This window comes from Gluconobacter sp. GP1, from assembly GCF_032913585.1.
GTDB lineage: Bacteria > Pseudomonadota > Alphaproteobacteria > Acetobacterales > Acetobacteraceae > Gluconobacter > Gluconobacter cerinus.
Genome location: NZ_JASGXC010000001.1, coordinates 534,825 through 548,474, shown reverse-complemented (window position 1 = coordinate 548,474; position 13,650 = coordinate 534,825). Strand labels below are relative to the sequence as shown.

Annotated in this window: 9 protein-coding genes; 3 read left to right on the top strand and 6 right to left on the bottom strand. The window is 48.8% G+C overall.

The features are described 5' to 3' along the window. Window positions 1-20 precede the first annotated feature (20 nt). Window positions 21-878, top strand: coding sequence for an aldo/keto reductase (locus R5H23_RS02610; protein WP_317214232.1), 858 nt, complete (start codon window positions 21-23; stop codon window positions 876-878). 667 nt (window positions 879-1,545) lie between these two features. Here the strand turns inward: R5H23_RS02610 and R5H23_RS02605 are convergent. The 6 genes from R5H23_RS02605 to R5H23_RS02580 all read right to left on the bottom strand — a co-directional run bounded on the left by R5H23_RS02605 (window position 1,546) and on the right by R5H23_RS02580 (window position 9,942). Further along, window positions 1,546-3,087 carry a hypothetical protein gene (locus tag R5H23_RS02605; protein ID WP_317214230.1) on the bottom strand — a complete coding sequence of 514 codons (1,542 nt, stop codon included), beginning with the start codon at window positions 3,085-3,087 and terminating at the stop codon, window positions 1,546-1,548. 166 nt (window positions 3,088-3,253) lie between these two features. Beyond that, entirely contained in the window at window positions 3,254-4,876 is a 1,623-nt protein-coding gene (locus tag R5H23_RS02600) for a lactate permease LctP family transporter (RefSeq protein ID WP_317214229.1), read from the bottom strand. A gap of 69 nt (window positions 4,877-4,945) precedes the next feature. Next, the gene (locus tag R5H23_RS02595) at window positions 4,946-6,559 is read right to left on the bottom strand and encodes a carbohydrate porin (RefSeq protein ID WP_408874321.1); all 1,614 of its coding nucleotides are present in this window, start codon (window positions 6,557-6,559) and stop codon (window positions 4,946-4,948) included. A 120-nt stretch (window positions 6,560-6,679) separates the two neighbouring features. Beyond that, window positions 6,680-7,828, bottom strand: coding sequence for an FMN-dependent L-lactate dehydrogenase LldD (gene lldD / locus R5H23_RS02590; RefSeq protein WP_317214228.1), 1,149 nt, complete (start codon window positions 7,826-7,828; stop codon window positions 6,680-6,682). A 649-nt stretch (window positions 7,829-8,477) separates the two neighbouring features. Then, on the bottom strand, window positions 8,478-9,500 hold the full coding sequence (mgrA, locus tag R5H23_RS02585; RefSeq protein ID WP_317214227.1) for an L-glyceraldehyde 3-phosphate reductase: 1,023 nt from the start codon (window positions 9,498-9,500) through the stop codon (window positions 8,478-8,480). A 49-nt stretch (window positions 9,501-9,549) separates the two neighbouring features. Beyond that, window positions 9,550-9,942: a hypothetical protein gene (locus R5H23_RS02580; RefSeq protein ID WP_317214226.1), complete on the bottom strand. Its 393-nt coding sequence runs from the start codon at window positions 9,940-9,942 to the stop codon at window positions 9,550-9,552. A gap of 498 nt (window positions 9,943-10,440) precedes the next feature. Between R5H23_RS02580 and R5H23_RS02575 the strand changes: the two genes are divergently transcribed. Continuing rightward, a complete protein-coding gene (locus R5H23_RS02575; protein ID WP_317214225.1) occupies window positions 10,441-12,546 on the top strand; it encodes a hypothetical protein in 2,106 nt (701 codons plus the stop codon). Then, window positions 12,543-13,577 carry a hypothetical protein gene (locus tag R5H23_RS02570; protein ID WP_317214224.1) on the top strand — a complete coding sequence of 345 codons (1,035 nt, stop codon included), beginning with the start codon at window positions 12,543-12,545 and terminating at the stop codon, window positions 13,575-13,577. The genes R5H23_RS02575 and R5H23_RS02570 overlap by 4 nt, the downstream gene beginning before the upstream one ends. Window positions 13,578-13,650: the final 73 nt, after the last annotated feature.

Sequence of the window (13,650 nt, the reverse complement as noted above, 5' to 3'; positions counted from 1 at the left end):
CAGTCTCGGAGAGAATAATCATGACACTCACCCCGGCTGCAGTCATGCTGAACAATGGCGTTCAGATGCCGTCTCTTGGCTTTGGTGTGTTCCAGGTCCCTGATCCTGTCGAGTGTGAACGAAGTGTTCGGGACGCTATTGATGTCGGCTACCGGCTTCTGGACACAGCAACGTCCTACGGCAACGAGGAAGCAGTTGGACATGCGATCCGCAACCACGGGATCGACCGCAGGGATTTATTCGTCACTACCAAACTCTGGATTGAAGATGCGAGCTATGAGGGAGCCAAGGCTGCTTTTGAGCGCTCGTTGAACAAACTCCAGACGGACTATCTCGATCTCTGGTTGATCCACCAGCCTTACGGTGACGTCTATGGAGCATGGCGCGCAATGGAAGAACTGTATCGTGCGGGCCGTATCCGGGCGATCGGCGTCAGCAACTTCTATCCTGACCGAATGGTGGATTTTGTCCTGCACAACCAAATCACACCAGCGATCAATCAGATTGAGCTCCATCCTTTTCACCAGCAGAACGATGCGCTGAAAATCCTGAAGCAATACGATGTTCAGGCGGAAGCCTGGGGACCGTTTGCAGAAGGACGAAACGGGCTGTTCTCGAATGATCTGCTTCAGTCAATTGCGCAGAAGCATGGCAAGACCATCGCTCAGGTTGTGCTGCGTTGGTTGAACCAGCGTGGGATTGTCACGATCCCCAAGTCAGTTCGTAAAGAGCGTATGGCCGAAAACTTCGCTATTTTCGACTTTACGTTGGAGGATGCTGATGTGGAGGCGATTACCACGCTTGATCAGAAAGCCAGCAGTTTCTTCGATCACCGCGATCCGGAGAAAGTCAGATGGCTCAGCACCAGAAAGCTCTAATGCTGAGATACCAGCTCTTGCTTCCTACAATCTTAGTGGCTCGGTGATTTTGGTTACTATGGTGCTGTAGGGAGCCCGAGTTGTAGGGGATTGTAACCCTGCGCAATCATACACCGGCCTTGCCACCAGCAGTGCTGAACACGCAGAGCATCGCAACTTGTCGGAGGGCTTTGTCTTCAAAAGGCGACAAGCCTAGCGGTCGCAGGATTGCTTCTGGTGCGCCAGAAACTGGGTCGGCTGGGGCAGTCTGTGATGTGAAAGGACAAAAGCGCGAATATAAACATCATCATGCGGCCGAATATTTTCGAGGTCTATCAGCGGATAGTTTTGGGCAAGAACATGCTCAATGCGAAAGGTATTCTTCAGAAAGAAGGGGAGGTCGTCCATCTAGTAGACAGGAAAATCTACGACTTGTCGAAAATGCTGGCTGGCGCTCCAAACTGATCTTTGCAGGACTCTGGCAAACATTCGCGCGAGGCACTCTCTGAGCCCATCGCGATCAAATCACGTGATGTCCATTGACTGCGACATTCGGAGGCTTTGAAGCTCTCTATTTCCCAAAACGTGCGATGCCGCCAAGAGTTATCATGGTTGACGGCACATAGGCGTGGACAGACCGCGACGATAAACCTGTTTTCTACCGCAGTCTGATCCTAGACCACCAATCTTAAGGCGCCGGCGCTTTATAGTGGCAAGCATATGGGGGGAGCCAACATGGATTGGGCCTCAATGTAAGCTTCATGCCCCAGGATGTCACGGGTAAGGAGTTCTGATCCTGCATGGTGAGATTGCGCACCACACCATCAAACGGACGGGCGAGGGCGATCCATCGTTCTCCCTGCGTGTCCGGCAAAGATCTAAAGCCTGTAATATTTGCAAGTTTCCCATCCTGATCGGCGACAGTCATATCTCGAAAGTAGCTGTCTGGCCATGAGGGAGGCGCCTCGTGGAGTGTAAGCATCCAGACGCCGGAACTGCTATTTGGCACCTGTACGGGCAACAATCTGATGCATGACAGCACGAACACCGCAGCTATTGTGCCAAGAGCCACCCTCCACCCTGGAGAAAACAAAGCCGTCAAACAACGCCATGCCAGCAGACCCATCGCAGGCAGAACCCACTTGAAATAGTGGACATTGTTGTAACGCCATAGACCACTTGGGATCAGATCAATGTAGGAAAAGAACAGAAGACTGTATCCGATGCAGAGGCATGCCAGCAGAATATAGGGAATATCTTTTCGGCTGCGAGCAGTCCACGGTAACATTGCGATGCCCGCGATACCGAAAAACAGCCAATTGATTTGCTCCATCAAGCCTTCGCCATCAGGAAACCAGGGGCGCGGGGTTAAAAGAAGCAGATAGGTTTTCCACCACAAAAGATCGGTACGGAAGCCTAGCTCTTTTGAATGAACCATGTATTCCGATGCATGGAATCCATAAATCTGGACGTAAAGAGCACCAGCGATGCCCAACACGACCGTAGCACCAGCAACAGCGGCCAGAAGCTCCTTCCAACGTATCTCACGTTCCCACAATGCTGTCAGAAAGCAGGTCGCGGCTACACCTCCTGAAATGAGAAGATCAGTCGGACGGGTAACGGGGATGAACGCCAGTAAGGCCCCCAGCAGGACAAATAACGGTAGACGAGAAATCGAAAGCCTGCCGGCATCCTTCAACAGCACTAAACGCGTCGCGAGTGCCAATGCCCACCAGATCAGGGGAACAGAGAGCGTTGTGTTCCAGGGTACGACCCAAACACTCAAAATTGGCGCGGGAAACACGGTCGTGCCGATGGCAATCAACATGCCTGCAAACACAGACAACCCTAAACCTTCTGCAAGAAAAATTATTGCCCCCACCGTCGCGAGAAGGCACAGAAGATCAGGCAGCAGGTAGCAGTTATTCCCCATCCAGACAAAAGGCGCCCCAAGCAATGCATATCCAAACGGATACCAATGTTGAGCAGGAGACAAATCCCAATGGGAGATCGCCTGCGCTGATTGCAAGTATTTCGATTGATCGAACCACCCCCACCATCCCTCTGGAAAACGTGCTGCAGGCGTCGGGCGAGCGGGATAATGGAGGTATCCTAAAAGGTAAATGACAGTTGTGATACTTACACCGAATAAAAAAATAAAAATACGATGATATGATTTATTATTAGAAAAACCAGAAAAATTTGAACGATTAAATTTATGAATATTCACTTTAAAAAATCTCTTACCAAAACTCTAGATTTAGAAGGATAATACTATTATTTTAACAAAAATTAAATAACCTTCCTTCCGAAAATCGCAATTTAGCATTTCAACATCTGAAAACAAAAATTCCATCCTACCAAATAATCTCCAGATTTTTTCAAAAAAAATACACTCACACCGTAAGAAGACAACTCACCATAAGAACAAGAAGAACACTCCATTTTAGCGTGAATTTTAGCATTTCCCCTTCTTTGCCAACCAGGCCAACTGCTGCGCAGGCAACAGCGATTGACTGAGGGGAAATCATCTTCCCAACTGAACCTCCAACGGCATTCGCGGCAACGAGAAGTGGCCCGCTGACGTGAATCTGCTGGCCAGTCGCGGCCTGCAATCCCCCGAACAGCGCGTTTGAGGACGTGTCCGATCCTGTCAGGAAAACACCGAGCCAACCGAGGACTGGAGACAGAAACGTAAATGCAGAACCTGTCGCTGCGAACAGGAGAGCCAGCGTCGCAGACAAGCCGGAATAGTTGGCCAAATAAGCAAAAGCGAGAACCATGCCGATGGAATAGATCGGAATCTTCAGTTCATTCAGTGTCTGCAGAAAGATCAGTGCCGCATCACGGGGACGCGCGCGCAACACAAATGTCGAGAGAATGGCAGTCAGCATGATACTCGTGCCAACTGACGAGAGAAGATCAAGCTTGAATACCGAGTGATAAGGCGCCGGCTCTAGCGAGACTGGCGGCATCTTAACGATCAGATCATTAAGATATGGGAAGGGGAAGGTGATGACCGTGGAAGAGAGCGGGCCGCTAGACTTAAAGAGGTTTTTGAATGGCGCGCTGCTCCAAAGTGCAACAAGCACAGTTAGAATGACGAATGGCATCCATGCCCGGATAATGTCACTTCGGGTGTAATGCTTCTCTGCCCCGGTGATGGACGCCTCTTTGTTTCCCTGAGAAAACCGGAAACTGACTGCTGGCCTCCAAAACTTCAAAAAAAGCGGAATAGCCAGCAGCGTTGCCAGAGCCGCCGCAATATCCGGAAGTTCCGGCCCCACGAAAACAGCCACCAAAGTCTGCGTGACAGTGAAGGTCAGTGCCGCAACAAGGGTAATCGGCCAGACCTCTCGTAGGCCACGCAGGCCGTCCACGATCATCACCAGAAGGAACGGAATGACAAACGCCAGAACAGCAAGCATGGGCATCGCAAGCCGAGAGATCAAAAACGGGTCCGCTCCAATCACCTGACCGCCGACAATGACCGGAATGCCCATCGCCCCGAAAGCACCAGGCGCAGCATTGGCAAGGAGACAAAGTCCGCCCGCATACAGTGGAGGCACACCGAGGCCGACGAGGAGCGCTGTGGTAATCGCGACCGGAGCACCGAAACCAGCAGCCCCTTCGAGGAAAGCACCGAAGCCGTACGAAACAAGCAGGATCTGGATACGCTGATCGTCCGAAACTGTGACAATCGAATAGCGAATGATGTCGAAGTATCCGGTTTTGACTGACAGTTTATAGAGAAAGACCGCAGCCAAGATGATCCATGCAATAGGCCACAAACCGTAGAGAAAACCATATAATCCCGTCGCAATCAGGTACGGTATCGGCATCCCATAGAAAGCCACAGCGATGATGCCGGTAAGAATGACTGTGATGGTACAGGCGACATGTCCCTTCATGCGAAGCACCAGCAGCGCAACGAAGAAAAATGCAATCGGGATGAGGGCGACCAGACTTGAAACAAGAATGTTTCCGGCGGGATCGTATATCTGCTTCCAAGGGGACATGGATCAATTCTCCTGACGTCGTGTCGTTAATGCTTATCCATGCCGGTTTCCGGCCCTGGATGCGGGGATCTACAGATTTCCGATAACTTTGAGGCCGATGACTGTTGCGTTCGGAATGACCGACGTCTCTCCGGGTCGCATCTGATATTCAAAAGACGGCTGAAGGAGCACCCCGGGCACAACCGGGATGCCGTAATAGGCTTCCAGCGTCGCCGTATGCGTCTGGGGATTGTTTACTCCCGCTGGGAACGGCAGACCTGCATCCTGCAGGAGATGCTGTCCAAGCGTTAGTCGCTTACTGATCTGATAATAGGAGTACATCACGCCAAAGCGATCGAGAGGACGGAACGGAATGATGCCGAGAAGCGACGTTCCAATATAAAATTGATCAGAAAAGACCGAGACTTGCGGGGTATTGTGAATATAGCCTGCCATCAGGTAGCCTCCTGCCATCTGATGCAAACCATGGCTGCGGTAAATCATCTGGTCAGCCTCAATGTAAAATGTGTCGCGTGGCTGAGGTCTCTGCACCGCGTATCGCAAGGCCATGGAAGAGGCGACGGAGCCAATCATGTCTGCAAAGCCGCTGGTATCGTGGCCGAAGCCAAGCTTGTAATGGCCGGGTAGCTTTCGGGGGCCGATGAACGGTTCCCATGTCAATTCGATCGGCAACATCACACCCGTCTGTTTTTCGCTACCCCAGGCCCAGCCTGATGGATTGGATGTCAGGACAGAAGAAGCATAGACACCTGTTCTCAACGTCAGATCACGTGTCGGGCGCAGGCGGATCGTGCCGCCCCACGTTGCTTTCGGATAGACGCTCCATCCTTGAACCCCTTTGATGCCCACTGGAGCCGAGCACTGAATCATGAAGGTGCACAACAACAGCGACGTGCCGTAGGTGTGTGTAAGCGTAATGCGGCCGAGATTGATGTTGATGCTGTTGCGACGAAACGCTTTTTCCACATAAAAATCAGCCAGATGCGCTGCCATATGGCCGGAAAGGCTGTACACTTCCGAAAGCAGAATGCGTCGTTCTCCGACGTGATCAAAGCTGATCTGACGGCCGGCGCGTTCCATCAAAACGCCATGCAAGATCCAACCGTCCAGACCAAGCAACTTGCCCAGATCGAAGTTGTTCACCCAAGTCAGTTCATGAGCGTAAGACATGCCTCTGCTCAGGCCGCCGCTCACATTAGCCAAAGCTTCTCCCTTGTAGGCAAACTGGAACGTGTAACCGCGCTTGGCGAGCCATGCCCGTGCAGGGGACAACTGCGTGACCAGATTACCGAAAGCCTGAGCCGGCACGAAATAGCCCGCCGAAAGATCACGTTCCCTTAAAGCGTCATCTCTATGATTGAGGAGCGCAGACAAACTCTCAGTATTGAAAAGACTTTCAAGTTGGTTAGGGTCTGCAAGGTGCTCACTGTGCTTAAGATCCCCGTGTATGCTTTCAGCTCTGCTCGCATTAGATTGGGAAGACGCGCTCTTGTCAGCCTGACTGCTCTTTCCTGCACGCGGCTGTTTGACAGCGTCTGATCCATCAGGAGCACTTCTCGCAGAATTGGATGTAATCAAGACGGTCAACAGCATTACCGCTGAATACCAGATGGTTCGGAAACATTTTCTGCTTCCAGCGTCGCATAATGACTGCCTCCAGCATTCGGAAAAAACATGCAACATCGCTATTACGTTCCGTAAACGAAACTTGTAGTGTTTCTTGAAGCCGCAATGAACAGATAAGCGCGCAGTCAATATGCCACGCGACATACCTGAAGACAGTATTACCGAGTAATTATAAAGTCAGCGTTCTCGCGCGAGCTTCTCTACAATGTCCGATGTAATCTCCGAAATTGAGCGCGCTCCGGTCAGGATCATCGCGACGCGCAGCTCTTTTTCGATGATATCCAGGACATTTGCGACACCTCGCTCTCCCGCGGCGGCAAGTGCGTAAACGAACGCTCGACCCAGAAGAACTGAATCAGCGCCGCATGCAATCATACGTGCGATGTCCAGACCGCTACGAATTCCTGAATCAGCAAGGATCTTCAGATCGCCTTTGACGGCATCTGCGATCGGGGGGAGGGCGCGAATTGTCGAAAGAACACCGTCAAGTTGGCGGCCACCATGGTTGGATACCACAATCCCATCTGCGCCGAATTTTACTGCGTCCTTTGCATCCTCGGGGTCTAGAATCCCTTTGATAATCATCGGGCCGTCCCAGAAATCGCGGATCCATTGCAAGTCTTTCCAACTTATCGAAGCATCGAAGTTACCAGCGAGCCATCCGATATAATCTTCGAGGGCCGTTGGCGTGCCACGATAGGTCGAAATATTGCCCAGATCATGCGGACGTCCGCGCAAACCGACATCCCACGCCCATTGTGGATGCGTCACGGCTTGAGCATAGCGACGCCACTTGGCGAACGGCCCGGACATACCCGAATGAGCGTCGCGGTAACGTGCTCCTGGGGTAGGCATGTCCACAGTGAAGACAAGAGTGGTCACCCCTGCTGCCTTCGCACGTTCCAGAGCGTCACGCATGAAGCCGCGATCCTTGAGAACGTAAAGCTGAAACCAGATGGGCTCTCGAACTGCTGCCTGTACTTCCGCAATCGGACACACGGATACGGTGGACAGCGTAAACGGAATACCCTTGCGACTTGCTGCCCGCGCTGCCTGAACTTCGCCTCGGCGAGTATACATGCCAGTCAAGCCCACCGGGGCGAGAGCAGCTGGAAAAGCCAGCTTACGTCCAAACAATTCGATAGACGTATCCAGATCGGAGACATTGCGTAAAATACGCTGCCTTAAAGCAAGATCTGCGAGGTCGGTAGTATTTCGTCTGAGTGTATGCTCGGCATATGATCCGCCATCAATGTAATGGAACAGGAAAGGTGGAAGTTTCCTAGCGGCGGCTTTTCGATAATCTGTCGCTGCTGAAATAATCATTGCAACTCTCCTGTTGCGGCTTTTTCCATTCCGCAGCCGCTTCTTCCAAAATTCCATAAGTCCGGTTTTTTTACGGACTGCCTAACGCATTGTCTGGAAGAAAATACTCTTAACATCCATTCGCATAAAAACGCGCTATCCATATATTTTCGATATGCAAAATTACATCCGCATAAATAAAATGATATATTTTAATGACTTACTCGGATTATCCGGCACTATGTTAAATCAGCGTCAAGGAGATGTGATTAACATCATTAGGGTTGAGATTTTTTAGAGCTGCCCAAACGGCGCATATCAATGGTTCTGGAGCAAGAGCCGCGAGCATAATGTCAGAAAAACGAGAGCACACTGTTATCCATGTAGCTGACAATAGCCGCGGAACCGGCACACCCAATCAGGCTAGATCAGCATTTTTAAGCCGACGGAAAGTGCCTCTTATAAGATACACGGGTGTTCAAGTTGCCCCACTACATCGCGTAACTGTAGAAACGACCCAGAGTTTTTTTTACCGAAGACGTTACAAGCCAGAGCTATCTAATCCTAGGGCAAGCAACAGGCCTGTGCGAAGGGCCCAGACAGGTGGCCAATAGTCATTCTCTTGGCCACCTGTGTCGCGATACCTATAAAATCAGACGATTTTCAAGCATCAGTCCGAAAGATTACGCCAGAGATCGATATTTCCTTCGCGTGCATATTGGTCGATAAGCTTGAGTTCTTCCTCTTGGAATGCTGAATTTTTCAGAGCGTCCAATGAATCATCGAGCTGCTGAACATTACGGGCACCGATAAGCGCAGACGTGACACGCGGATCGCGCAAGATCCACGCTATGGCCATCTGTGCCAAGGATTGACCGCGCTTTTGGGCAATATCATTCAGAGCGCGAACATGGGCAATGTTTTCATCGGAGAGCATTGCACGCGCAAAAGAATCACCTGCCGCCGCACGTGAGTTTTCCGGCGTACCATTCAGATACTTATTAGTCAGGAGACCTTGGGCAAGGGGAGAAAAGGCTATGCAGCCTACACCAAGGCTCTCAAGCGTATCGAGCAGTTCAACTTCAACCCAGCGGTTTAACATCGAATATGACGGCTGATGGATGAGTAAAGGTACGCCTTCAGATTTCAGAATAGCTGCTGCCTGCTTTGTTCGCTCCGGCCCATAGGACGAAATACCGACGTAAAGCGCTTTACCCTGGCGATGCATCTGCACCAGAGCGCCCATCGTTTCTTCAAGGGGCACATCAGGCGTTGGACGATGTGAGTAAAAAATATCGACGTACTCAAGCCCCATTCTTTGAAGACTTTGGTCAAGCGATGCCAACAGATATTTACGTGATCCGCCATTTCCATACGGGCCGGGCCACATATCCCAACCAGCTTTTGACGAGATGATCATTTCATCACGGTGGGCCGCAAAATCCTTTTTCAGGATCGTGCCAAAATTTTCTTCGGCAGAACCATAAGGAGGGCCATAGTTGTTAGCCAGATCGAAGTGAGTAACCCCTCGATCAAAGGCACGCCTGATAACGGCTCTCCCCGTCTCAAAAACGTCGACACCTCCAAAATTATGCCACAGGCCGAGAGAAATTGGCGGCAGATCAAGGCCCGAACGGCCACAACGACGAAATTCTGCCGCTTCATAACGGGATAGGTTTGGTGTCCAGCTCATGAGAAGTTCCTAACTTTGCTGATTACGTACGGAATTGTGGAGGCGAGGGTCAGTCAAATCGGGACAACGGCGCATGGTTCAGATGCGGCAAGACATGCCTGGCGAATAGATCACATTCGCTCTGATGAGGATATCCAGATAGAATAAACGCTTCCATTCCAAGGTCCTGGTATACGCGTAACTTGGCCAGTATCTGGTCAGGCGTCCCCACCAGCGCAGCACCGCAGCCAGAGCGTGCACGGCCAATGCCCGTCCATAAATTGTCTTCAACATACCCATCACTATCGGCATGATCGCGGAGTTCACCTTGACGAAGCACTCCGGCAGTCGCGGCATCCAATGAACGATTGCGGATGCTTTTCCCCGTCGAAGCATCCAAACGTGAAACAAGCCGTGAGGCTGCTGCACGAGCTTCTGTTTCTGTGTCAAGAAACGATAACATGTACACCACAGCCGAATTTTAGGATCCGACTGTATCGTGCTGCAAGCTTATATCGCTGATAACATTTTGAACACCTTCAAGGAGCGTATTGGGCATTCCGAGAGAGTGTGGTTCTATTGGCTTCTATACTCGCAGCCCCCTTAGACTCCAGAGCCGCACGAATAGCTACAAAGCCGTTTACGGTTAGGATAAAATACTGCAGAATGGCGACAATACTCCATTCCGTAAGATCAATCCTGAGAGTCTATTTCGGAAAAAAACGATAAACAAACCAATCACTCGCCGGAAAAATAACAGAGATTTAGGCCTGAAACCGTGACGTATTCGATAGATGTCTAGCCAATTATAAAATATTTAACCACCTATATATGGCTATATATTTTATATAGAAGAGTCCTGTATTTTGTATCAATATTTCTTATTTATCAGTACTATCAGACACTTCCTGCTCTCTCCAGCTTATAGATCGGATGCCAATTGCATTTCACTACTACAGACATGTTCGATGCCTCGTGGTATCTGGAAAACAATCATGACGTCCGAGATGCAAAGATCGATCCTCTCGAGCATTTTTTGACTATTGGCTGGAAGGAAGGACGGAATCCATCCCTCGCTTTTGATACTAAATTTTATCTACAAAGCTATCCGGACGTTGTTGAAGCAGGCATAAATCCGCTTGTGCATTTTATTGAAACAGGCTGCAGCGAAGGCCGACAACCTCTCCCTGAGGTTGATCTCTCGGCCTTTCAAGTGGACGAGAAAATTCTTCAAGAATTTTTTGACGAAAATTATTATCGAACACACTATCCAAATGTAGTACAGCCAAACGATGATGCGTTTATACATTTTATGACCGTAGGATGGCGCTCAGGATGCAATCCTTCTACTAAATTCGATACTCAATTTTATTTAGACAACAATCCTGATGTGAGTTTTTCCTCACTCAATCCACTAGAACATTACGTTAAGTCTGGTCACGCAGAAGGCCGCTTGGGCATACCCCTCCATGTTGATGAGGCAGGTCTGCAAAATAAAGCGCTGGCGCGAAATATGAAGATTGTTGCAGCTGATTTCGATCCCAAATTTTATCGACACAGCAACCCCGACCTCACAGGAAACAATAACGAACTTTTTTATCATTTTATGACTTTGGGATGGAAGGAGGGGAGAAATCCTAGTCAAAAATTTGACGTGAAGTATTATTTATGGGCAAACCCTGACGTGAGTGCTGCAAATATCAATCCTCTTTTACATTACAGGCTCCACGCGCAAACAGAAATCCGCCGCAATCGTCAACCGCATGCCATAGAGCGAGCTATTCTGAAAAACTGTCGATCCGTTCAAGATAGAGAGCCTTTTTGGCAGCTTCCGATGAGCGAAAAGAGTGTCGATAAAGTGTATTTGATCTCTTTTCTAAAACTCAACCGCGAGGAACAGGGTTACAACGCCGGATTAATAGTTTCTATCAGTCACAATGATTACTGTACTGCGCCAGGAGATATAAATAGCTGTATTCGCGATGAGGCTCTCGCGTTTTCGTCTCATGGGTGGGCTTACCTGCATCTTTTTCCAACATGTACCATCTCTACGCTCGCACCTTTCCAGCAAGGGGAATTTGTCGCCTCCCTGAACGGACAGTATATTGGGCGAGTAACAGTCAATACGCTTTTAGCATTTTTAGAAACACAGAAAATCTACTACCCCAATAGATATTTGATTATTCATCATCTTATGGGAGCAGTTACAGAATGTGTCCCTATCATTGCCAGAAAGATGAATGCTCAGAAAAATATTTTATGGTTACATGATTTTTTTACAATTTGTCCGTCTTATGCATTAATGAGAAACGACATTGCTTTCTGTGATGCTCCAGTACGGACATCCGCAGCTTGCAAAATATGTGCGTACGGAGTAGAGCGGCAGAGACATCTACCCAGAATCAAAACACTTTTTGAAGAACTTCTCCCCGAGGTCATTGCTCCGTCACAGCATATGCTGTCATTTTGGGAGAAAAAAACAAGTTTGTCTGTCGTCAAAGCATCCGTTCAGGAGCATGCGTTTATCACAGATAAAACCTTCGTCAAAAAACAACTTTCTTGCACTTTAAAAATTGGGTTTGTCGGAACCCCGGTTTTTTATAAAGGGTGGGAGATTTATCGAAAACTAGCCACCCAGTTTTTAGGAGATGCAAGGTATGAGTTTTTTTACTTTGGCTTCTCACCACAAGAGGCGGTAAACATTACGTCCGTATCTGTAAATATAGCGCAAAATGATCGTGATAGTATGCAAAAGTGCATTCGTCGGCACGAAATTGATATCGTCGTAAATTGGCCCCTCTCTCCAGAAGAATTTTCTTTTACAGCCTACGAGGCCGTAGCTGCGGGAACTTTTCTGCTTGTTCCAAAAGAAAGCAAAATTTTTGAGGACTTTCTCACCTCAGTGGCTGAGAAAATTGGCTATGCTGCTCGGGACGTCGAAGAACTGATATCACTGTTTGCAACGGGTGAGTTACGATCCTTGGTTGAAAAATCCGCTAGGATGGTAGGAAAGCTTGTAATCCGCCCTGGAACTTTTCCGTATCTGACTTCAGAGAAGTCGCAATGACTGTTTACTGCTTTACCAGCGCTACCTACTCTTATCTGGGTCGCGCTCGCGTCCTGGCAAAAACCGTCCGTGAACATCATCCCGAATGGGTCTTTTGTCTTTGTTTGTGCGACGTTGCGCCGCCCGGTTTCGTTCCATCAGAGTATGAAGACATTTTCGACGAAGTGATTTCCATCACCAAATTAGATATTCCGGACTTAAATTCTTGGATATTTAAGCACAATATTATTGAGCTCTCTACAGCAGTAAAAGGAAAAATGCTTTACCGTCTTTTAGAAAGGGCTGATGCAACTAATGTAATTTATATTGATCCCGATATTGCCATTTTTAATCCACTCAATGATGTATTAGATTTATTAAAAATCCATCCAATTATTTTGACTCCCCATCAAATTGAACCCGAGATACATCCACAGGGAATTATCGATAACGAAATCGGCTCTCTCAAGCATGGAGTATACAACCTAGGCTTCATGGCGATTGCCAATGTGCCGGAAGGGCGACGTATTGCTAAATGGTGGTGCGAACGACTGCTAATATACTGCCGTGATGATCCAGGAAATGGGCTTTTTACAGATCAGAAATGGTGCGACCTAATACCAGCGCTCTTTGAAAATCCGGCAATTTTACGAAATCCTGGATATAACGTGGCGAGTTGGAACCTTAGCAGCAGGCCGATCCGCATCGATAATAAAGGCCAAATTTTTTCTGCCGACGTGCCGCTGCGCTTTTTCCATTTTACAAAGGTAGACACTGCCGGTGAGGTTATGTTGGAGCGATACGGGAGTGACAGTATAGCCCTTTTCGAGCTTCTGCGGTGGTATCGAGAAGCAATCCAGAAAGAACAGCCTTCCGAAGTGCCGTCAAAATATTGGCATTATAGTACATATGAGAACGGCGATTTTATAGAAAAACCGGAGCGTTTGATTTACCGGGACAGAAAAGATCTGCAAATTGCATTTCCAGATCCTTATCGGTCAGGACCTTATAGCTTTCAAAACTGGTGCATTGATCATATTAGCGATCTTTAAAAACACTTATAGGATTTTTTATTTCGATAGTAAAACTAGATAGATCAGATACAATATGGAGAAATTAGAAGGT